This window comes from Pseudomonas sp. MPB26 (assembly GCF_046605355.1).
Classification (GTDB): Bacteria; Pseudomonadota; Gammaproteobacteria; order Pseudomonadales; family Pseudomonadaceae; genus Aquipseudomonas; species Aquipseudomonas cedrina.
Genome location: NZ_CP176793.1, coordinates 2,731,752 through 2,751,981, shown reverse-complemented (window position 1 = coordinate 2,751,981; position 20,230 = coordinate 2,731,752). Strand labels below are relative to the sequence as shown.

The 20,230-nt window shown below is 61.9% G+C and carries 17 protein-coding genes; 12 read left to right on the top strand and 5 right to left on the bottom strand.

The features are described from left to right. Positions 1–87 precede the first annotated feature (87 nt). Positions 88–1,743, bottom strand: a complete 1,656-nt coding sequence (locus ACLH0H_RS12715; RefSeq protein WP_411382217.1) for an acyl-CoA dehydrogenase family protein — start codon at positions 1,741–1,743, stop codon at positions 88–90. 188 nt (positions 1,744–1,931) lie between these two features. Beyond that, on the bottom strand, positions 1,932–4,322 hold the full coding sequence (locus ACLH0H_RS12710; protein ID WP_411382216.1) for a 7TM diverse intracellular signaling domain-containing protein: 2,391 nt from the start codon (positions 4,320–4,322) through the stop codon (positions 1,932–1,934). Positions 4,323–4,609: 287 nt separating this feature from the next. Between ACLH0H_RS12710 and ACLH0H_RS12705 the strand changes: the two genes are divergently transcribed. From ACLH0H_RS12705 to ACLH0H_RS12690, 4 genes are all read left to right on the top strand, one after another. Next, the gene (locus ACLH0H_RS12705; RefSeq protein WP_411382215.1) at positions 4,610–5,407 is read left to right on the top strand and encodes a hydroxymethylpyrimidine/phosphomethylpyrimidine kinase; all 798 of its coding nucleotides are present in this window, start codon (positions 4,610–4,612) and stop codon (positions 5,405–5,407) included. Between the two features lie 18 nt (positions 5,408–5,425). Beyond that, a complete protein-coding gene (gene thiE / locus ACLH0H_RS12700) occupies positions 5,426–6,049 on the top strand; it encodes a thiamine phosphate synthase (protein WP_307388882.1) in 624 nt (207 codons plus the stop codon). Between the two features lie 16 nt (positions 6,050–6,065). Then, the gene (gene hemL / locus ACLH0H_RS12695; RefSeq protein WP_411382214.1) at positions 6,066–7,349 is read left to right on the top strand and encodes a glutamate-1-semialdehyde 2,1-aminomutase; all 1,284 of its coding nucleotides are present in this window, start codon (positions 6,066–6,068) and stop codon (positions 7,347–7,349) included. Between the two features lie 224 nt (positions 7,350–7,573). Further along, a complete protein-coding gene (locus tag ACLH0H_RS12690) occupies positions 7,574–8,128 on the top strand; it encodes a tetratricopeptide repeat protein (RefSeq protein ID WP_076952682.1) in 555 nt (184 codons plus the stop codon). Positions 8,129–8,256: 128 nt separating this feature from the next. On the opposite strand, the gene ACLH0H_RS12685 is transcribed toward ACLH0H_RS12690, so the two are convergent. Beyond that, positions 8,257–8,583, bottom strand: a complete 327-nt coding sequence (locus ACLH0H_RS12685; RefSeq protein ID WP_076952681.1) for a DUF1820 family protein — start codon at positions 8,581–8,583, stop codon at positions 8,257–8,259. 131 nt (positions 8,584–8,714) lie between these two features. Between ACLH0H_RS12685 and miaB the strand changes: the two genes are divergently transcribed. The 5 genes from miaB (at position 8,715) to lnt (ending at position 14,115) form a co-directional block, all read left to right on the top strand. Continuing rightward, a complete protein-coding gene (miaB, locus tag ACLH0H_RS12680) occupies positions 8,715–10,043 on the top strand; it encodes a tRNA (N6-isopentenyl adenosine(37)-C2)-methylthiotransferase MiaB (protein ID WP_411382213.1) in 1,329 nt (442 codons plus the stop codon). 203 nt (positions 10,044–10,246) lie between these two features. Beyond that, complete coding sequence (locus tag ACLH0H_RS12675) at positions 10,247–11,251, top strand: PhoH family protein (RefSeq protein ID WP_411382212.1); 1,005 nt, start codon at positions 10,247–10,249, stop codon at positions 11,249–11,251. Further along, on the top strand, positions 11,244–11,702 hold the full coding sequence (ybeY, locus tag ACLH0H_RS12670; RefSeq protein WP_411382211.1) for an rRNA maturation RNase YbeY: 459 nt from the start codon (positions 11,244–11,246) through the stop codon (positions 11,700–11,702). Before ACLH0H_RS12675 ends, ybeY begins: the two co-directional genes overlap by 8 nt. Before the next feature lie 41 nt (positions 11,703–11,743). Continuing rightward, complete coding sequence (locus ACLH0H_RS12665) at positions 11,744–12,583, top strand: HlyC/CorC family transporter (protein ID WP_010206772.1); 840 nt, start codon at positions 11,744–11,746, stop codon at positions 12,581–12,583. 8 nt (positions 12,584–12,591) lie between these two features. Next, positions 12,592–14,115: an apolipoprotein N-acyltransferase gene (gene lnt / locus ACLH0H_RS12660; RefSeq protein ID WP_411382210.1), complete on the top strand. Its 1,524-nt coding sequence runs from the start codon at positions 12,592–12,594 to the stop codon at positions 14,113–14,115. A 197-nt stretch (positions 14,116–14,312) separates the two neighbouring features. Here the strand turns inward: lnt and ACLH0H_RS12655 are convergent, their stop codons facing one another. Both ACLH0H_RS12655 and ACLH0H_RS12650 read right to left on the bottom strand, forming a co-directional pair. Beyond that, entirely contained in the window at positions 14,313–15,074 is a 762-nt protein-coding gene (locus ACLH0H_RS12655; RefSeq protein ID WP_411382209.1) for a YdcF family protein, read from the bottom strand. 100 nt (positions 15,075–15,174) lie between these two features. Further along, positions 15,175–15,492 (bottom strand): hypothetical protein, encoded by a 318-nt coding sequence (locus ACLH0H_RS12650; protein ID WP_411382208.1) that lies wholly within the window; start codon positions 15,490–15,492, stop codon positions 15,175–15,177. Between the two features lie 262 nt (positions 15,493–15,754). On the opposite strand from ACLH0H_RS12650, the gene leuS reads away from it, so the two are divergent. The 3 genes from leuS (at position 15,755) to holA (ending at position 20,132) form a co-directional block, all read left to right on the top strand. Then, positions 15,755–18,361 (top strand): leucine--tRNA ligase, encoded by a 2,607-nt coding sequence (leuS, locus tag ACLH0H_RS12645; protein ID WP_411382207.1) that lies wholly within the window; start codon positions 15,755–15,757, stop codon positions 18,359–18,361. Positions 18,362–18,449: 88 nt separating this feature from the next. Then, entirely contained in the window at positions 18,450–19,055 is a 606-nt protein-coding gene (lptE, locus tag ACLH0H_RS12640; RefSeq protein ID WP_411382206.1) for an LPS assembly lipoprotein LptE, read from the top strand. A gap of 39 nt (positions 19,056–19,094) precedes the next feature. Continuing rightward, a complete protein-coding gene (gene holA, locus ACLH0H_RS12635; RefSeq protein WP_411382205.1) occupies positions 19,095–20,132 on the top strand; it encodes a DNA polymerase III subunit delta in 1,038 nt (345 codons plus the stop codon). Positions 20,133–20,230 lie beyond the last annotated feature (98 nt).

Sequence of the window (20,230 nt, the reverse complement as noted above, 5' to 3'; positions counted from 1 at the left end):
CTTGCTCGCGAATGCTATGTATCAGCTACATATTCATCAACTGACAGACCGCATTCGCGAGCAAGCCCGCTCCCACATTGTCCGTGTTTATTCAGTCAGGTTTGGCGTAGACCTTGCGACAAGCGCCTGCACATCCAACCCGCGCGGCAAGGTGCCGTAGACCCGACCGGACGATTCTCCCAACCGGCTGGCAATAAACCCATCGCTGACCGCCGCATGCCCCGCCTCCAGCAACAATTTGGCCTGCAACGCCACGGCAATATCCTCGGTGAGCTGTCGTGCGCGGTACTGGATGTCCTGGGTGTCCATGAATGCCGACTTCAGCTGTTCAATCCGCCGCGCCAGTTGCCTGTCCCCATGGCCGTCCCCCAGCTCGACAAACAACGCCTCCAGCACGCCCGGCTCCTTCGACAACGCCCGCAGCACGTCCAGGCATTGCACGTTGCCGGAACCTTCCCACGTCGAGTTCACCGGCGCCTCACGGTACAGACGCGGCAGGATGCTGTCCTCGACATACCCAGCGCCGCCCATGCACTCGGCGGCCTCGTTGATCATCGCCGGGGCGCGCTTGCAGATCCAATATTTGCCCACCGCGGTCACCAGCCGGGCGAACTTGGCTTCCTGCTCATCGCCCAAGTGGTCCAACGCGCGGCCCATGCGCAGGCTCAAGGCCAGGGCGGCTTCGCTTTCCAGCGCCAGGTCAGCCAGCACGTTTTGCATCAGCGGTTGCTCGCTGAGCATGCGGCCGCCAACTGAACGATGGGCACAATGATGGCTGGCCTGGGTCAGCGCCTGGCGCATCAGGGCGCTTGAGCCGACCATGCAATCGAAGCGGGTCATGGCGACCATTTCGATGATGGTCGGCACCCCCCGGCCCTCTTCGCCGACCATCCAGGCCAGGGCGCCACGGAACTCTACTTCGCTGGAGGCATTGGAGCAGTTGCCGAGTTTGTTTTTCAGGCGCTGGATGTAGAACTCATTGCGTGTGTCGTCCGGCCGGTGCCGGGGCAGCAGAAAACAGGTCAGGCCCTTGTTGGTCTGGGCCAGGGTGAGAAAAGCGTCGCACATCGGTGCCGAGCAGAACCATTTGTGGCCCACCAGTTCATAGGCCTGGCCCGGACCGCCGGCGCCCACCGGATAGGCACGGGTGGTGTTGGCGCGCACATCGGTGCCGCCCTGCTTTTCGGTCATGGCCATGCCGATGGTGGCGCCGCTCTTGTGGGCGATGCCGATATTGCGCGGGTCGTAGTGGGTGCTGAGTATTTTCGGTAGCCAGGTGTCTGCCAGCTCCGGCTGCAAACGCAGGGCTGGTACGCAGGCGAAGGTCATGGTCAGCGGGCAGCCGGTGCCGGCTTCGGCCTGGCTGTGCAGGTAAGTCATGGCGGCGCGCGCCACATGGGCGCCGGGCTGCGGATGGGCCCACGGCAGCGACGGCAAGCCGTGCTCGACGGCGGTGCGCATCAGTTCGTGATAGGCCGGATGAAACTCCACCAGGTCGATGCGGTGACCGTAGCGGTCATGGCTGCTGAACACCGGTTTGTTTTGGTTCGCCAGGAACCCGGCCTCCATCAGCGGCCCGCCGGCCAGCGCGCCGTAGGCATCGATGCGCGGTTGCGCCCAGCCGGCGCCAAAGCGGCGCGACCATTCTTGCAGGGGCACATCGATACGGTACAGGTTGGTGCCGTCCAGGGACGGGGGCTGGTTGGTGACGTCGTGGGTTTCGGCGAACTGATGCAGGTTCATGACGGGCCTCCAGTAAAAGGCCAATGTCGCTCACGCCTCCTGTAGGAGCGAGCTTGCTCGCGAAGAACATCAACGATAACGCGCTCATTCTAGATGAACGCGTTATTCTCAGGTTTTTCGCGAGCAAGCTCGCTCCTACAAGGGCATGCCGAGAGGCCGGTCTTTTCAGTTAAGCACCGTCAACCCGCTTAAAAAAGTGGTAAACCTGCCGAATACGCGGCGCTTTTGCCCTCTGCTGGACACAACAAGCGGCGTTCCAACACCGCTTGCAACGCCTCGAACCGCACCGGCTTGGCCAGGCGATCAGAAACACCGACACCATGGCAACCCTCACGCTCCGACACATTCAGCGAAGTGCTCAAGGCGATCACCGGCAACTCACCACAGCCAGGCAGTGCCCGAATCTGACAGCACAATGAGAACCCGCCTTCGGGAATATCCAGTAGTACCGCGTCAAAATCCCCACCCTGCAAGGCCGCCAACGCGCTCGGGCCAGTGTCGACGGTTTTCACCCGGTAACCCAGCTTGAGCAGCATGCCACGCACCACCAACTGGCCGACGCTGTTGTCATCGACCAACAGCACCGCGCACTCCTGGGGCGAACGTTGCCGCTCTGGCGCAGGCTTCGCTTCGGGCGCAACCGGGCTGAGTGTTACGTCCAGCTGAAAGCGGCTGCCCTTGCTCGGTTCGGAATGATGGGTAAGGCGCCCGCCCAGCAACTCGATCAATTGACGGCAAATCGCCAGCCCAATACCCAGGCCGCCGTACTCGCGCGTCATGGAACCATCGAGCTGGAAGAACCGCTGATACAGCGTAGCCTCGTCGAGGGAAGCAAAGCCGATACCGGTGTCGGTGACGATAAAGCTCATGTGCAGGGCACCGTCGCTCTGGGGCACGCCGACCACACGCAGGCGCACTGAGCCCGCGTGGGTGAATTTGAAGGCGTTGTCCAGCAGGCAATCCAGGCACTGCAGCAGTTTATCGGCATCGCCCAGCACGCGGTCCGGCAGCTCGTCCGCCACGTCGACGGAAAACGCCAGGCCTCTGCCCTGGGCGATGGGGTTGAACTGCTGGCGCAAGGTGTCGAGCGTGCCGCGCAGGCTGAACTCCTGAGGCTGGGCACTCAAGCGTCCAGCCTGCAATTCGGTGAGGGTGAGGATGCCGTTGACCATGCGCATCATGTCCCGCGCCGAACCGGCGGCGGTTTGCTGGTAGCTCGCCAGGTCCGCGTCCAGCGGCATGGTTTGCATCAGTTCAAGGGAACCGATCACGCCGTTCATGGGGGTGCGCAGTTCGTGAGTCAGGGTGGCGAGGAATTCATCCTTGAGGCGGTTGCTGCGGGCCAATTGCTGATTGAGCACTTCGAGCTTCTGGCTGGCGTCGAACAGAATCTGCGCCTGTTGCTCGCGCATGGCGTTGATGCGATCGGCCAGGGCCAGGGATAACAACGCCACTTCAATCGCCGAGCCGATCTGGCTGGCGTACATGGTCAGGAACACATTGGGCAGGTAGCCCAGCACCATCAATGTATTCACCACCCCACCGAGCAGGAACGCCGACCAGGCGATGATGAAATAGCGCGCCACGCGCTGACCGCAATACCAGGCCTTGATGGCCGCCACAAAGATAGTCACGGTGAACACCAGCGCCAACCCGGTGGCCAGGCGCAGCGCCAGGGCATAGCTGGTCATCAACGACAGCAGCATCACCACGCCACCGCAGGCCACCAGTGTCAGCAGCAAGCGGTTGATCCAGCGACTGTGCTGGGCCGTGTGCAAAAAGCTGCGCGCAAACAGGCTGCCGAACAACGCCGACGCACCAATCAGAAACGGCGTCGCGGCATTCGCCCACCAGGGGTTGTTCGGCCAGAAATATTCCACCGCCGCGCCGTTGACCGACAGCTGGTACATGCCGAACGAAGCGATATAGAAGATGTAATAGAGGTAGCTGGTGTCGCGCACGCTGAGGTAGATAAACAGGTTGTAGACCAGCATCCCCAGCAACACGCCATAAATCAGCCCCAATACGTACAGGCGCAGCGGTTGCTCCTCCAGGTAGGCGGTGCTGGACCAGAGCGTCAATGGCGCCTGGATCGAGCCTTCGCTTTGCAGACGCAGATAGACGGTCTTCGCCTCCCCAGGGGCAAAGTCGACCTTGAACAGGTAGTTGTTCTGCCGGATTTCGCGGGCGGAAAACGCCAGCGCATCCCCGGTTCGCCCGACCAGGCGATAGGTGCCGGTGCTGTCGGGCAAGTAGAGGTCAAGATGATCGAGCGGCGGGTAGGCCAGTTCCAGCAACCAGGTGCGTTGCGCGTCGGAATGATCGGGCTGGTAGCGCAGATTGACCTTCAGCCAGAACACTGAGCGTGAGTAGCCCGCATTCAGGGTGTCTTTATCGTGGGGTTTGAACTGCACGGCGGCGGAAGGCGCGCTGACATCATCGATGGTCAAGGCATCGGTCGGGTCTTCGAGCACTTGCATGGCCCGGCCCAACGGCAGGCTTCGCGTGTCCTGGGTGAACTCAACGGCGCCGGCGAGCATCGGCAGCCCGCACAACAGTAACATCAGCAAATAGCGCATAGAGCCCCAGCGTGGCCTGTCCGGTTATGTCAAAAAGCCCCCCATCCTTTTGAGAAGACGTACACCGGCAATACAGTTAGTCGTTTGGATCCACTCTAGCATAGCCGCTAAAGGCAATTAGACACCATTGAAATAAAATTTCGAAAGGCTCTAGAACAGGGGTTACAGCGCGTTCTACCGCATCCGGCAAATACTAGCAAACCGCCATAAACCGCGATAAATACGTCTAACATTCAGGCATCGTCGGAAGACCCCGCCAAAAGCGTTTGGTGGTAAGCTCGCGCACCATGAATATCTACAGCTCTCGCCCCGTTGTCCTCTGTCTCTCCGGCCATGATCCCAGTGGTGGCGCCGGCTTGCAGGCAGATATCGAAGCCCTGCTCGCCCAGGGTTGCCACGCGGCCCCGGCCGTCACCGCCCTGACCGTGCAGAACACCGTCAATGTCAGCGATTTCCGCGTGCTCGACCGCGAGTGGGTACTGGCCCAGGCCAATGCCGTGCTCGGCGATTCCGAGGTGGCGGCGGTCAAGCTGGGCATGCTCGGTTCCACCGCGATGGTCGACACCGTGGTTGAACTGCTGCAGGCGCACCCGCAGCTGCCGGTGGTGTGCGACCCGGTACTGCGCGCCGGTGGTGGGGGCAGCCTGGGCAAGGACGAAGTCGGCTTCGCGATGCGCGAGCGGCTGTTGCCGTTGTCGCTGATCGCCACGCCGAACCTGCCCGAAGCGCGCATCCTCGCAGAACTGCCTGAAGGCACGGCGGATGAGTGCGCCGAGAAGCTGTTGCCGTACATCAAGCATCTGTTGATCACCGGCGGCCACGGCGACGAGCACGAAGTGCACAACCGGCTGTACAGTCGCGACGGCACGCGCCAGACCTTTACCTGCCAGCGCCTGCCCGGCAGTTATCACGGTTCGGGCTGCACGTTGGCCAGCGCGTTGGCCGGGCGAATCGCCCAGGGCGAAGGCCTGGTCAGCGCTGTGCAATCGGCGCTCAACTACACTTGGCGCACCCTGCGTGATGCCGAACAACTCGGCCAGGGCCAGTTTGTACCGCGCCGGTTACCGCTGGATTTCTGTTCGTAACGCCCAGAGGCTCGCCCGATGAAACTACGTGGCCTTTACGCCATTACCGACAGCCAATTATTGGCCGGCAAATTCCTCGCCTACGTCGAAGCGGCGCTGGACGGTGGCGTGACCCTGCTGCAATACCGCGACAAAAGCAGCGACGAAGCCCGGCGCCTGCGTGAAGCGGAAAAACTGCGGGAACTGTGCTCGCGCTACAAGACTCAACTGATCATCAACGATGACGCTGAACTGGCCGCTCGCCTCGGCGTCGGCGTGCACTTGGGCCAGACCGACGGCCCGCTGACCCCGGCCCGTGCGCTGCTCGGCTCCAAGGCGATCATCGGCGCCACCTGCCACAGCCAGATCGAACTGGCCGAACAGGCCGCCAAGGAAGGCGCCAGCTACGTCGCCTTCGGCCGCTTTTTCAATTCCAGCACCAAGCCCGGTGCACCGGCCGCCACCGTTGAGATGCTCGCCGACGCGCGCAAGCGCCTGCACCTGCCAATCTGCGTGATCGGCGGCGTCACCCTGGAGAACGCCGAACCCCTGGTGGCCCACGGTGCCGACCTACTGGCGGTGGTGCACGGCCTGTTCGGTGCCGACAGCACCCAGGAAGTCACGCGTCGCGCCCGTGCGTTCAATGCCCTTTTCAAGATTTGATTTCAGAGATCCCATCATGTCCCGTTCCGAAACCCTGTTTGCCAATGCCCAGAAACACATCCCCGGCGGTGTGAACTCCCCCGTGCGTGCGTTCAAGAGCGTGGGCGGCACGCCGTTGTTCTTCAAGCATGCCGAAGGCGCCTACGTCACCGACGAAGATGACAAACGCTACGTCGACTACGTGGGTTCCTGGGGCCCGATGATCCTCGGCCACAGCCACCCGGACGTGCTGGACGCGGTGCGTCAGCAACTGCACCACGGCCTTTCCTACGGCGCGCCGACCGCCATGGAAACCGAGATGGCTGACCTGGTGTGCAGCATTGTGCCGTCGATGGAAATGGTGCGCATGGTCAGCTCCGGCACCGAAGCCACCATGAGTGCAATCCGCCTGGCCCGTGGTTTCACCGGCCGCGACAGCATTATCAAGTTCGAAGGCTGCTATCACGGCCACTCCGACAGCCTGCTGGTAAAAGCCGGCTCCGGCGCGCTGACCCAAGGCGTACCGAGCTCGGCCGGCGTGCCGGCGGCGTTTGCCAAACACACCTTGACCCTGCCGTTCAACGACATCGGCGCCGTCGAGCAGATGCTCAGTGAAGTGGGCCAGGACGTGGCATGCATCATCGTCGAACCGGTGGCCGGCAACATGAACTGCGTACCGCCGGCGCCAGGCTTCCTCGAAGGGCTGCGCGCGCAGTGCGACAAGCACGGCGTGGTGTTGATTTTCGACGAAGTGATGACCGGTTTCCGCGTCGCCCTTGGCGGCGCCCAGGCCCACTACGGTGTGACGCCGGACCTGAGCACCTTCGGCAAGATCATCGGCGGCGGCATGCCGGTGGGCTGCTTCGGCGGCAAGCGCGAAATCATGCAGCACATCGCGCCGCTGGGCCCGGTGTATCAGGCAGGCACTTTGTCAGGCAACCCGCTGGCGATGGCCGCCGGCCTGACCACCCTGCGCCTGATCAGCCGCCCAGGCTTCCACGCCGAGTTGACCGACTACACCACTCGCCTGCTCGATGGCCTGCAACTGCGCGCCGATGCGGCCGGTATCCCGTTTGTCACCACCCAGGCGGGCGGCATGTTCGGCCTGTACTTCAGCGGTGCCGACGATATCGTCACCTTCGATGACGTAATGGGCAGCGATGCCGATCTGTTCAAGCGCTTCTTCCACCTCATGCTCGAAGGCGGTGTATACCTGGCGCCGAGCGCTTTCGAAGCCGGCTTCACCTCGATTGCCCATGGCGACGCCGAGCTGAAACTGACCCTCGACGCCGCCGAGCGGGCCTTCGCTGCACTGAAGTAATCGGCCGCAGCCAACAGGCACCGCGCAAACGGTGCCTGATGACTACTTTACTGACAGACATTTCCGATTTTTTTCGAGAAATTACCTGCAATCCGGCAGATAACTTGCCCAACCAGCAGAAAAACGAGTAAAGACTTTGTAAGCAGGGGCCTGCTTATTTCATAATGCGCGCTTATTGGATCCCTCGAGGGTCCGCGCGCCCCGTCAGAGGTAAGTCGATTCCCATGAAACGCACCGGCCGCACCCTGGTTCTGGGCTGCCTGTTGCTCCTTCAGCCGCTGCTGGCGCATGCACAAGCAGGCGGCAACTCGTTGTTAATCCCAGCGATGGGTCGCTGCACCCTCAATACCCAGCCAGACAGCCAGGCCGAGGCCCTGAGCGCGTGCCAGAAACAGGCCGACGGCGGCGATGCGCAGGCGCAATACGAGTTGGGCGAGTACTTCCACGACAGCAAAAACCCGGCGCGCGACCTGAACAAGGCCTTGAGTTACTTCGAGAAAGCTTCGTTGCAGGGCCACGCCCAGGCGCAGTTTCAGCTGGGCAGCATGTTTTTCAAAGGCGAAGGCGTGCCGGCCAACAACGTGCAGGCGTACATCGTGCTGAAAATGGCCGCAGTCAACGGCGCCGAAGACGCACTGGACACGGCCGATGAAGTGGCCGAGCACATGCAGCGCGATGAGCTGGAAGTGGCGACGCAGGTGCTGGGGCAAATCTTTCGCAATTATTTGCAGGAATTGCAGAGTGCCGATGGGCGTTCGCCTTTTTCGCCCTTGCCCTGATTTCAGCTAAACCCTTCTACCGCCATCGCAGGCAAGCCAGCTCCCACAGTTCAATGCATTCCAAAGTTGGAACTCGATCGACTGTGGGAGCTGGCTTGCCTGCGATGGACGCGACGCGGTCTAACGCCCTACTTCTCAGGCATCGGCATCGGAAACGGCATCACATTGCTGGTGCCCCGCGCCTCGCTGATCTTCGGCGTGCCCATACGCTCGACTTCGTCGATGCGCACAATCGAATGCATCGGCACAAAACTGCGCACCACGCCTTCAAACTGCGCCTTGAGCTTCTCTTCGCCCGGGTCGACGACCAACTGGGTGCGCTCGCCAAAGACGAACTCTTCCACCTCCAGGAAACCCCACAGATCGCTTTGATAGATCTGCTTGGCGTACATTTCGAACACCTGGCCCTGGTTGAGGAAAATCACCTTATAGATTGGAGCTTCACGTTTGGTCATGGTGGGCGGATAACACATCGGGGATATAAAAGAGGGCGCGAACTATAGCATGGCACCCGATGCACAGCGCTAGGAACCAATGGGCATGCCCCCTATAATGCGCGGTTCTTTACCACCAGTTGACGATTCCCATGGCCAAGAAGCTTTACATCGAAACCCACGGTTGCCAGATGAACGAGTACGACAGCTCGCGCATGGTCGACCTGCTGGGCGAACATCAGGCCCTGGAAGTCACCGCCCGCGCCGAAGATGCCGACGTGATCCTGCTCAATACCTGCTCGATCCGCGAGCGGGCCCAGGACCGCGTCTACTCGCAGCTGGGCCGCTGGCGCGAACTGAAACTGGCCAACCCGGACATGGTGATTGCCGTCGGCGGTTGCGTGGCCAGCCAGGAAGGTGCCGCGATCCGCGACCGCGCGCCCTATGTCGACGTGGTCTTCGGCCCGCAGACCCTGCACCGCCTGCCGGAAATGATCGACGCCGCGCGCCTCACCAAGCTGCCGCAGGTCGACGTGTCCTTCCCGGAGATCGAAAAATTCGACCACCTGCCCGAACCGCGCATCGACGGGCCGAGCGCCTACGTGTCGGTCATGGAAGGCTGCAGCAAGTACTGCACCTTTTGCGTGGTGCCTTACACCCGTGGCGAAGAAGTCAGCCGGCCGTTCGACGATGTCATGTCGGAAATCATCCACCTGGCCGAAAATGGCGTGCGTGAAGTGACCCTGCTGGGCCAGAACGTCAACGGTTATCGCGGCCTGACCCACGACGGCCGCCTGGCCGACCTGGCGGAGCTGATCCGCGTGGTCGCCGCCGTGGACGGGATCGAGCGCATTCGCTACACCACCTCGCACCCGTTGGAGTTTTCCGACAGTCTGATCCAGGCCCACGCCGAAGTGCCGGAGCTGGTCAAGCACCTGCACTTGCCGGTGCAATCGGGCTCGGACCGCATCCTGGCGGCCATGAAGCGCAACCACACCGCCCTGGAGTACAAATCCAAACTGCGCAAATTGCGCGCGGCGGTGCCGGGTATCTGCATCAGCTCGGACTTTATCGTCGGCTTCCCCGGCGAGACCGAGAAAGACTTCGAGCAGACCATGAAGCTGATCGAGGACGTCGGTTTCGACTTCTCCTACTCGTTCGTCTACAGCCAGCGCCCCGGCACCCCGGCGGCCGACCTGGCGGATGAAACCCCGGAAACGCTGAAAAAAGAGCGCCTGAATGCGCTGCAACATCGCCTGAACCAGCAGGGTTTCGAGATCAGCCGACAAATGGTCGGTTCGACCCAGCGCATCCTGGTCACCGACTACTCGAAAAAAGACCCCGGCGAATTGCAGGGCCGTACCGAGAACAACCGAATCGTCAACTTCCGGTGCGACAATCCGACCCTGATCGGCCAGTTTGCCGATGTGCATATCGATGCGGCGCAACCGCACTCGTTGCGGGGGTCGCTGATCGCATAAACGTGAACGCTGTAGGAGCGAGCTTGCTCGCGAGGAACCCGGGAACGCCGCGCTCATCCAGAATGACCCGCGTCATGGTTGACGTTTTTCGCGAGCAAGCTCGCTCCTACAGTATTGATGCGCTGTTTAAGTGCTTTCGCACACGGGCAGCTGGCGTTATTCTCTAATCCACCTCAACAGCCAAAGGGCGGCTAAAAGCGACCTTGAACGCACCTATAGTAGAACCCCATCGTTTCACTCTCGAGCCGTTTGAGGCTCGCCGTTTCGCCAACCTGTGCGGACAGTTCGACGAGCACCTGCGCCTGATCGAACAACGCCTGAGCATCGAGATCCGCAACCGCGGCAATCAGTTCGAGCTCATTGGTGAACCTCAACACACGACGTCTGCAGAAAACCTGCTGCGCCGCCTCTACCGCGAAACCAAGGGTAGCGAGCTGTCGCCGGAAACCGTGCACCTGTACCTGCAGGAATCGGCGGTCGAAGACCTCGCCAACAACCCCGTGGCCGAAGCCAGCGTGGCGTTGCGTACCAAAAAAGGCATGATTCGCCCGCGCGGCTTGAATCAGCAGAAGTACGTCAAGGAAATCCTCGGCAACGACATTAACTTCGGCATCGGCCCCGCCGGTACCGGTAAGACCTACCTGGCCGTGGCCTGCGCGGTCGACGCGCTGGAGCGCGAGCAGGTGCGTCGCATCCTGTTGGTGCGCCCGGCGGTCGAGGCCGGCGAGAAGCTCGGCTTCCTGCCCGGCGACCTGGCCCAGAAGATCGACCCGTACCTGCGCCCGCTCTATGACGCGCTCTACGAGATGCTCGGCTTCGAATACGTGGCCAAGCTGATCGAACGCCAGGTGATCGAGATCGCTCCGCTGGCTTACATGCGCGGACGCACCTTGAACAACAGCTTCATCATCCTCGACGAGAGCCAGAACACCACCGTCGAACAAATGAAGATGTTCCTCACCCGCATCGGTTTCGGCTCCACCGCCGTGATCACCGGGGACGTCACCCAGGTTGACCTGCCCAAGGGCACCAAATCGGGCCTGGCCCAGGTGATCGAGGTGCTCAAGGACGTGCCGGGTATCAGCTTCACGCACTTCATGCCCAAGGACGTGGTGCGCCACCCGCTGGTGCAGCGCATTGTCGAGGCCTATGAGCGCTTCGATCATCGCGACGACGCACCGGCCAAGGACGCGCGCCGCGATGCTTGAGCTTGACCTGCAGCTGGTCACCGAAGCATCCGTCCCCAGCGAAGCACAGTTTCGCCAATGGTGTGAGCTGGCCTTGCGCCAGCGCAGCGCCGATTCGGAACTGACCATCCGTCTGGTGGATGAGCCCGAAGGTCGAGCGCTGAACCACACCTGGCGTCAAAAGGATTACGCGACCAACGTGTTGTCCTTTCCCGCTGACGTACCGGACGAACTGCTGGATATCCAGCTGCTGGGCGACCTGGTGATCTGCGTCGAGGTGGTGGAACGCGAAGCGAAAGAACAGGGCAAGGCAATTGAGGCCCATTGGGCCCATCTGGTCATCCACGGCTGCTTGCATCTCTTGGGTTACGACCACATAGATGATGACGAAGCCGAGGAAATGGAAGCACTGGAACAAACGTTGCTTGCAGAACTGGGCCATCCGGACCCGTATGCAGACGACGAAGTTTAAAAACACTCAACTGTCACACTAAAGGATTCAGAGTAATCGCTATGAGCGAAGACCGATCGAGCAACGGGCAGAAGTCATGGCTGGGGAAACTGACCCAGGCTTTTGCCCACGAGCCGAAAAACCGCCAGGAGCTGCTTGAGCTGCTGCGCGAGGCCCACCAGAACAAGTTGCTGGACAGCGAAGCGCTGGCCATCGTCGAAGGCGCCATTCAGGTGGCTGACCTGCAAGTACGCGACATCATGGTCCCGCGCTCGCAGATGATCAGCATCAAGGCGACCCAGACCCCACGGGAGTTCCTCCCGGCCGTGATCGACTCGGCGCACTCGCGCTACCCGGTAATCGGTGAAAGCCATGACGACGTCATGGGTGTCCTGCTGGCCAAGGACCTGCTGCCGCTGATCCTCAAGGAGAACGGCGACAGCTTCAACATCAAGGACCTGCTGCGTCCGGCCACCTTCGTGCCCGAATCCAAGCGCCTGAACGTGCTGCTGCGTGAATTCCGCGCCAATCACAACCACATGGCGATTGTGATCGACGAATACGGCGGCGTGGCCGGCCTGGTGACGATTGAAGACGTGCTGGAGCAGATCGTCGGCGACATCGAAGACGAGCACGACGTCGAGGAAGACAGCTACATCAAGCCACTGCCCAGCGGTGATTTCCTGATCAAGGCGCTGACGCCGATCGAGAACTTCAACGAGTTTTTCGACAGCGAGTTCTCCGACGACGAGTTCGACACCGTGGGCGGCCTGGTGATGAGTGCGTTCGGGCATCTGCCAAAACGTAACGAAACCACCGAGATCGGCGCGTACCGGTTCCGCATCCTCAATGCGGACAGCCGTCGTATTCACCTGATCCGTCTGACCCCTATTGCCCGCTAAGGATTGACATGCGCCGTCTCACCACACCCGGCTGGCCCGGTAATCTGCTGGCCGTGGTGGCCGGCGCCATCACCACCCTGGCGTTGGCGCCGTTCGATCTGTGGCCGCTTGCCCTGGTGGCGGTCGGATTGTTTTATGTGGGGCTGCGGGAACTGAGCCCTCGCCAGGCCTTAGGCCGTGGCTGGTGTTTCGGTTTCGGCCTGTTTGGCGCCGGCACCAGCTGGATCTACTACAGCATTCACCACTTCGGCGGCGCTTCGGTGCTGCTGGCGGGCTTCCTGATGCTGCTGTTTACCGCCGCCATCGCCTGGTTCTTCGCCCTGCCCGCCTGGCTGTGGGCGCGCTGGCTGCGTCGCAATGAGGCACCGCTGGCGGATGCGCTGACATTCGCTGCTTTGTGGGTCGGCCAGGAAGCGTTTCGGGGCTGGTTCCTTACTGGCTTTCCGTGGTTGTACTCCGGTTACAGCCAGCTTGACGGCCCCCTCTCGGGCCTGGCGCCGGTGGGCGGCATGTGGCTGATTTCGTTTGCCCTCGCACTGACCGCCGCGCTGCTGTGCAACCTGCCGCGCCTGCTGGCAGGCAAGCGCAACGCGTTCATCGGCGCAGGCCTGGTGCTGCTGGTGGCGCCCTGGGCGATCGGCCTGGCACTCAAGCATCACGCCTGGACCAGCCCGTCTGGCGCGCCGCTCACCGTGGCCGCCCTTCAAGGCAATGTCGAACAAAGCATGAAGTGGGACCCGGAGCAGCTCAACGCGCAGCTCGCGCTGTACCGCGACATGAGCTTCGCTTCCAAGCGCGTCGACCTGTTGGTGTGGCCGGAGACCGCCGTGCCCGTTCTCAAGGAGTCCGTCGAAGGCTACCTGGACATGATGGGCAAGTTCGCCGCCGACCGGCATACGGCGCTGATTACCGGCGTGCCGATCCGCCAGGAAGTGCATCACCAGAAGCGCTACTTCAACGGCATCACCGTGGTCGGCGAAGGCGACGGCACCTACCTCAAGCAGAAGCTGGTGCCCTTCGGTGAGTACGTGCCATTGCAAGACATGCTGCGCGGCCTGATCGCCTTTTTCGATCTGCCGATGTCGGACTTCGCCCGCGGCCCCGCCGACCAGGCGATGTTGCAGGCCAAGGGCTACCAGATTGCGCCGTTCATTTGCTACGAAGTGGTGTACCCGGAATTCGCCGCCGGCCTGTCGGCCCAGAGCGACCTGTTGCTGACCATCAGCAACGACACCTGGTTCGGCCGCTCCATCGGCCCGCTGCAACACCTGCAAATGGCACAAATGCGGGCACTCGAGGCGGGCCGCTGGATGATCCGCGCCACCAACAATGGCGTGACCGGCCTGATCAACCCATTCGGGCAGATCACCGCGCAGATCCCGCAATTCGAGCGCGGCATTCTCTACGGTGAAGTGGTGCCGATGCACAACCTCACGCCGTACCTGCAATGGCGGTCGTGGCCGTTGATCATCCTGTGCCTGGCACTGTTCGGCTGGGCGCTGTTGGCGGCCCGCATGGCCAAAACCGTCTAACCGGCAAACACAAAACCTTGTGGGAGCGGGCTTGTGTGGGAGCGGGCTTGCCCCAATCGCCCTCTGTAGGAGCGAGCTTGCTCGCGAAAAACGTCAACGATAACGCGTGCATCCTGGATAAACGCGGTGCCTGTGAGTTCTTCGCGAGCAAGCTCGCTCCTACAAAAAGCCCGCGCGCACATTTTTGCCCGGCGGTGTTATCTATAGAACAATCGATACCCCACCTGCCCCACCGCTTCATTGATCAACTGCCCGCTCTGCCATACCGACTTGAACTCCGGCATCCAGCCGCCCAGCGGCCTGGCATTATCCACGCCGAGGAACCCCATCGGCGCCGGCACAACCGTGAAACCGGCCTTCTCAAAACTCCATACCGCCCGCGGCATGTGCCAGGCCTGAGTCACCACGACCACCCGCTTGATACCCTGTGGCAGTAGAATCTCGGCACTCATCTGCGCATTTTCCCAGGTAGTGCGGCTGCGCTCTTCCTTCCAGCGCACCGTTACGCCGAAATCATCGCGCATCGACACCGCCATCAACTCCGCCTCGCTGGGCGGCGTGCCGTAATGCAGGCCGCCGGTGGTCAGCACCGGCAGACCGGACGCCTTGGCCAAGCGCGCGGCATAACGCTGGCGTTCCAGGCCGATACCGGTGGGCTGGTCGGTGCCCCACGCCGGGTCCCCACGCTCGCGTCCCGACCCCAGCACCACAATGGCGTCGGCGCGCCCGGCCAGGGTCGACCAATCTTCCCGTGCCAGCGGCGGTTCGGTTTCCAGGGCCCGTGCGCCCCGCTCCACCACTGCGGGCAGGCTGATCAGCCACATCCCCCCGAACCCCAGGGCAAAACAACACGCCGCCAGGCGTGGGCGGCTGCGACGAAACCACCAGGCAAGGGCCAGCAACAGCAAGAGAATGCCGGGCGGCAGGAGCAGTTGTTTGATGAAATAACGAATAGGCATCGAGCATCTCCCTAGATGCCCGAAGCCTAAGGTGTAACGGGGTTAAGCGACAATCTTTACGGTGAAATGGCGCGGTGATGCGGTACAGGAGAGCGGTTGACTACGTATAGCGGGCGGACCGGAGTTTTTCCGGGCCACGACCGGCAGACAAGTCCTTGAGCCACACCACCTTGGCGGAGTGAGCAGGCCCCTTGGCCGGCGGTGCCGCCGACCTGGGAGGCTCGGTACGCCTATTGCGTTCCAGGTAAGCCTCTATCAGCTCCAGCTCCGCGCGGCTCAAACCGCGCAACTCCAACTCAACGGGCCGTTCATCACGCAATCGGCCCGCCGTCCTCGCTGCATCCAGTGCACGACCCAAACGGTCGATCAATCCTTCGTAGATATCCGGTTTCGATACGATTCGCTGCGATTCAACCATCCCCTCACCTCATTGAAGAAAGACTTGCTCCCCAATAAACAGCGTAGTCCCCGTTGCTGCGCCTGCCTGGCGCCGCGACAGACGGACTGGCCTGCGCAATCAGGGTTTCCCTCGATAGAGTGGGGTCATGTATGCTACGGCGCTTCCTGTCACTCCACTTCCCGCAGGGTTTGGGCACGGACGCGCCGCTTTCCGGTGTCGATCAACCTGAACGTTTGTACCGAAGAGGATTAGGCCACCCCTATCCAGTTCAAAAGTAGCCATGCACGAACACTATCAGCCCCGTGAAATAGAAAATGCCGCCCAGACATTCTGGGACGAGCAAAAGTCCTTTGAAGTCAGCGAACAGCCAGGCAAGGAGACTTTCTACTGCCTGTCGATGTTCCCTTACCCCAGCGGCAAGCTACACATGGGGCATGTGCGCAACTACACCATCGGCGACGTGATTTCCCGCTACCAGCGCATGCAAGGCAAGAACGTCCTGCAACCCATGGGTTGGGACGCCTTCGGCATGCCGGCGGAAAACGCCGCGATGAAAAACAACGTGGCGCCCGCCAAGTGGACCTACGAAAACATCGCCTACATGAAGACCCAGCTGCGCAGCCTGGGCCTGGCGGTGGACTGGTCCCGCGAAGTGACCACCTGCAAGCCGGACTACTACCGCTGGGAACAATGGCTGTTCACTCGCCTGTTCGAAAAAGGCGTGATCTACAAGAAGAGCGGTACCGTGAACTGGGACCCGATCGACCAGACCGTGCTGGCTAACGAGCAGGTGATCGACGGTCGCGGCTGGCGCTCCGGCGCGCTGATCGAGAAGCGCGAAATCCCGATGTACTACTTCAAGATCACCGCCTACGCGGATGAACTCCTGTCGAGCCTCGACGACCTGCCGGGCTGGCCTGAACAGGTCAAGACCATGCAGCGCAACTGGATCGGCAAGTCCAAGGGCATGGAAGTGCAGTTCCCGTACAACGTCGATTCGATCGGCGAAGCGGGCGCGCTCAAAGTCTTCACGACCCGTCCGGATACCCTGATGGGCGCGACCTACGTCGCCGTGGCCGCCGAACACCCGCTGGCCACCCAGGCCGCACGCAACAACCCTGAGCTTCAAGCGTTCATCGCCGAATGCAAAGGCGGCAGCGTGGCTGAAGCCGACGTCGCCACCCAGGAGAAAAAAGGCCTGCCGACCGGGCTGTTCGTCGAGCACCCGCTGACGGGCGAGAAATTGCCGGTATGGGTCGCCAACTATGTGCTGATGCACTACGGCGATGGCGCCGTAATGGCCGTGCCAGCCCACGACGAGCGCGACTTCGAATTCGCCAGCAAATACGACCTGCCGATCAAGTCTGTTGTGCGCACAAGCGCGGGCGACACTAACCCGGCCCCGTGGCAAGACGCCTACGGCGAACACGGTGAGCTGATCAATTCCGGCGAGTTCGACGGCCTGGATTTCCAGGGCGCCTTCGACGCGATTGAAGTTGCCCTGATCAAGAAAAACCTCGGCGCCTCACGCACTCAGTTCCGCCTGCGCGACTGGGGCATCAGCCGCCAGCGCTACTGGGGCTGCCCGATCCCGATCATCCACTGCGAAAGCTGTGGCGACGTGCCGGTGCCGGAAGACCATCTGCCGGTCGTCCTGCCGGAAGACGTGGTACCGGACGGTGCCGGTTCGCCACTGGCGCGCATGCCCGAGTTCTACGAATGCAGCTGCCCGAAATGCGGCCAGCCTGCCAAGCGTGAAACCGACACCATGGACACCTTCGTCGAGTCCTCGTGGTACTACGCCCGCTACGCCTCGCCGCACTATGAAGGCGGCCTGGTAGAAAAATCCGCAGCCGACCACTGGCTGCCGGTGGACCAGTACATCGGCGGTATCGAACACGCCATCCTTCACCTGCTGTACGCGCGCTTCTTCCACAAGCTGATGCGCGACGAAGGCCTGGTCAGTTCCGACGAGCCGTTCAAGAACCTGCTGACCCAGGGCATGGTGGTCGCCGAGACTTACTATCGCCGTGAAGCCAACGGCGCCTATACCTGGTTCAACCCGGCCGACGTCGAGCTCGAGCGCGACAGCAAAGCCAAGGTCATCAGCGCCAAGCTGATCGCCGATGGCCTGCCGGTGGAAATCGGCGGCACCGAGAAGATGGCCAAGTCCAAAAACAACGGCGTCGACCCTCAGTCGATGATCGATCAGTTCGGCGCCGACACCTGCCGCCTGTTCATGATGTTCGCCTCGCCGCCCGACATGAGCGCCGAATGGTCCGACTCCGGCGTCGAAGGTTCGCACCGTTTCCTCAAGCGCGTCTGGCGCCTGGCGCACGCGCACATCAGCCAGGGCCTGCCGGGCAAGCTGGACGTGGCGGCCTTGAACGACGAGCAGAAAGCCATTCGCCGCAGCACTCACCTGGCCATCAAGCAGGCCAGCCAGGATGTGGGCCAGCACCACAAGTTCAACACCGCCATCGCCCAGGTGATGACACTGATGAACGTGCTGGAAAAAGCGCCGCAAGCCACTGAACAGGATCGCGCACTGGTGCACGAAGGCCTGGAAACGGTCACCCTGCTGCTGGCCCCGATCACGCCGCACATCAGCCATGACCTGTGGAACCGTCTGGGCCACAGCGAAGCGGTCATTGATGCACGCTGGCCGGTGCAGGATGACAGCGCCCTGGTACAGGACACGCTGCAACTGGTAATCCAGGTCAACGGTAAACTGCGTGGCCAGATCGACATGCCGGCCAGCGCCAGCCGCGAAGACGTCGAAGCCGCCGCCCGCATCAACGAGAACGTGCTGCGCTTTACCGAAGGCCTGACGATCCGCAAAGTGATCGTGGTGCCTGGCAAACTGGTCAATATCGTCGCTAGCTAATCGGATCGGGCGCGGGGCTTGAGCCCTGCGCCGAACAAAGCCTTCAGGGCCTCGATAAGGCCCACATGGTTTCAAGGGGAGCAACAAAATGATCAAACGCAATTTGCTGGTTATGGGTCTTGCCGTGCTGCTGAGCGCTTGCGGCTTCCAATTGCGTGGCACCGGCACTACCGAACTGGCGATCAAGGAGCTGGACCTCAGCGCCCGCGACGCCTACAGCGAAACGCTGACCCAGCTGCGTCAGGTCTTGGAAAACAGCGGCGTTCACGTCTACACCGGCGCGACCTACAAGCTGTTCCTGGCCAACGAACGGGAAACCCAGCGCAACCTGAGCTACGCCAGCGCCGGGCGTGCGTCCGATATCGAACTGAGCACTGTGCTGAGCTTTGAAATCCAGGGCCGCGATAAACTACCGTTGATGAGCGACGACCTCCAGGTTCAGAAAGTCGTCAGCCACGACGGCAACAACCTGGTGGGTTCGGACTCCGAAATAATCCAGGTGCGCAAGGAAATGCGTCGCGAGCTGGTACAGCGCATGATGGTGCGCCTGTCGATGATTACGCCGCAACAGCTGGAGGTAATGCAGCAAAAAGCTGACGACAAAGCCAAGGCCGACGCCGATGCGCTCAAGGCTGCCCAAGAGTACGAAGACAACACGCCGAAACAATCGCCTGTTGAAGTCCCTGTCGAGTAAGCCAGACGGGGCGCGCCAAGCGCCCCGTTCGCCCTGCCTATGAAACTCGCCCCCGCCCAACTCGCCAAGCACCTGCAAGGTGGCCTTGCGCCTGTGTACATCGTCAGCGGAGATGATCCGCTGCTGTGCCAGGAAGCCGCCGACGCCATCCGCGCCGCCGTGCGTCAGCAGGGCTTCGATGAACGCCAGGTATTCAGCGCCGACGCCAGTTTCGACTGGGGCACGTTGCTGCAAGCCGGCGCGAGCATGTCGCTGTTTGCCGAAAAACGCCTGCTGGAACTGCGCCTGCCTTCAGGCAAGCCCGGCGACAAGGGTGCGGCAGCCTTGATGGAATATTGCTCACGGCCTGCCGAAGACACGGTGCTGTTGATCAGCCTGCCCAAGCTCGATGGCAGCGCGCAGAAGACCAAATGGGGCAAGGCCCTGGTGGAAGGGGCGCACACCCAGTTCATCCAGATCTGGCCGGTGGACAGCAGCCAACTGCCGCAGTGGATTCGCCAGCGCCTTTCCCAATCGGGGTTGTCGGCCACCCAGGACGCGGTGGAGTTGATCGCCGCGCGGGTCGAAGGCAACTTGCTGGCCGCAGCCCAGGAAATCGAAAAGCTCAAGCTGATGGCCGAAGACGGGCAGATTACCGTCGAAACCGTTCAGGGTGCCGTGGCTGACAGCGCGCGCTTTGACGTGTTCGGGCTGGTGGACGCGATCCTCAACGGCGAACCCGCCCACGCCCTGCGCATGCTCGAAGGCCTGCGCGGCGAAGGCGTAGAGCCCCCGGTGATTCTGTGGGCCCTGGCCCGGGAACTGCGGGTACTGGCCAATATTGCCTTGCAATACAGCCAGGGCACGCCACTGGACAAATGTTTCAGCCAGGCTCGGCCGCCGGTCTGGGACAAGCGCAAGCCCCTGATGGGCAAAGCCCTGCAACGGCACTCGGCGCAACGCTGGGCGCAGCTTTTGCTGGAAGCGCAGCGGATCGATGCGCAGATCAAGGGCCAGGCAGCCGGTTCGCCGTGGATGAGCCTGAGCCGTTTGTCGCTGTTGATGTGCGGCCAGCGCCTTACCCTCCCCGCCGAATAACCCTCACAAGAACACCGCGTTCCCCTGTGGGAGCTTGATATTGTGAAACAGCCTACACATCGCCAGGCTTTACAATTGCCAAACTTAGGCAGAAAATT